General features: G+C 72.0%; 1 protein-coding gene. It reads left to right on the forward strand.

Annotation, left to right across the window (positions count from 1 at the left end; genetic code table 11):
• Positions 1 to 932, forward strand: a 932-nt coding sequence (locus tag IH13_RS0105210) for a histidine kinase dimerization/phospho-acceptor domain-containing protein (protein WP_031081401.1), incomplete at both ends; no start/stop codon positions are given.

Below are 932 nucleotides of genomic sequence, written 5' to 3' on the forward strand. Positions count from 1 at the left end.
GCGGAGGCATGGAGGAGTTCGATCCCGGCACCCGCCATGTGCTGCCCGCCCCGCCGAAGGCCGAGTCGCCCGCACCACCGGACGACGGGGCGGTGTGGAGCTACACGACCCGCCCCATGCGCATACCGGCGCGCCACGACTCCGAGCCCGGGGACCGGTTCGGCAAGGACGGTGGGACCTACCTGGTCATGTACGACGATGTCAGGGCCGATGAACTGAGCAGCGACAGAGCCGCCGCTCTGGGCGTCGCCGCGGACGCCCGGCTGCGGGTCCATGTGGTGGTGCTCCCGCACGCGGCTGAGGACATCGCCGAGGCGATCACCGAGGCCACCGACCGACTGCTGCTGCGGGCCGGGCTCGTCGGCCTCGCGCTGATCGCCGCCGTCGCCTACTTCGCCGTCCGTATCGCGCTGCGACCGGTCGAAGCCATCCGCGTCCTCACCGCCTCGGTCACCGCCAGCGACCCCCGCGAACGCGTCACCGTCCCCGCCACGGGACACGAGATCACCACCCTGGCCACCACCATCAACGCCACTTTGCAACGCCTCGACGACGCCGCCGCCCAGCAACGCCGCTTCGTGGCGGACGCCGCCCACGAACTGCGCAGCCCCCTCACCACACTGCTGGCCAGTCTGGAAGTCGCACTCGCCTACCCGGAACGCACCGACTGGCCCGCCGCGGCCACCACCGCCGCGCGACAGACCCGCCGCCTCCACGCCCTCGCCGAAGACCTGCTCCTCCTCGCCCGCCTCGACACCCGCGCCCCCGCGACCAGCTCGGAAACCGTCGACATGACAGCCCTCGCCTCCCGGCTCGTCGAGCAATATCCCCTCGGCGAACGGCCGTTGACCCTCACCTGCGACGGCACCGCCCCCGCACACGCACACGGAGACCCCGACGCATACGAACGGCTGCTGCGCAACCTCATCGAC

The sequence above is a fragment of the Streptomyces sp. NRRL WC-3549 genome, from assembly GCF_000721935.1.
Lineage (GTDB): Bacteria > Actinomycetota > Actinomycetes > Streptomycetales > Streptomycetaceae > Streptomyces.